Origin of the sequence: Vibrio sp. OPT46, from assembly GCF_015163535.1 — a bacterium.
Taxonomy (GTDB): domain Bacteria; phylum Pseudomonadota; class Gammaproteobacteria; order Enterobacterales; family Vibrionaceae; genus Vibrio; species Vibrio alginolyticus.
The window spans coordinates 1-829 of the sequence record NZ_JADDYG010000267.1; the positions used below are offsets into that span (position 1 = coordinate 1).

The window sequence follows — 829 nt, forward strand, 5'->3', positions numbered from 1 at the left end:
TCCAATGCCCTAGCCAATTCGGAGGCGTTACTTCAACCAAAATCGGATATCAGCTCATTTACTGAATCTCTATCCCTTCAAGTAACGGCCATTTCAACAGAGTCGACTATTGATGGCTTAGCACCTCTTAATGAAAGCGCCGAGAGCCAATCTGCAACCATTGCCATTAAGCTAAAAGGCGTGGTCGATGAACCAATTGTTCTAGATGGTGGACAGGGGAATTGGCAATATGATCAAGCGACTAAAGTAATTAGTAATCTCTCTACGTTAGACGAAGATAATCTGATACAACTGGATTTTATCATCCAGACATCAGACGACGATCTATCAGAAGAAATTAATATCTTGCTTCAGAACATCCCTTTGGGAACACAACTGACAGATGTAAATGGTGACCCTATTGTTCTTCCAATTGCTTACGTGGACCCAATAACGGGGCCAGTTTATCAGGTCTCAAACGCTGTTCTTGAAAACACTTACCTCAAAACAGAGCAAGATTTTAGTGGAACACTGAGCATGGATGTTATCGTCGTTTCAACAGAGCCGGATGGTGATTCTGCTGAAACCCCTCTTAAAGTGGAAATGGAAATCTCACCTATTGTTGATCAAACTGACGGTCAAGAATTACAAAGCAATGGTATTGAGGACAATTTCATCACACTAAATCTTGAGCCTGTCGTTAATCAAGATATAGATTCTAGTGAGTCCTTGACAGGATACACCATTGTATCCATTCCAGATGGCTTAACGCTTTACTTTGATGGTAATGCAGTAGAGGAAAGTAACTTACCGTTAGAACTCAATGAACTACTTGATGGTAGCTCGGCAA

General features: G+C 41.3%; 1 protein-coding gene. It reads left to right on the forward strand.

Going from position 1 to position 829, the window contains the following annotated elements:
* A partial coding sequence (locus tag IQR33_RS12605) for a hypothetical protein (RefSeq protein WP_193843733.1) occupies window positions 1–829 on the forward strand: 829 nt, incomplete at both ends.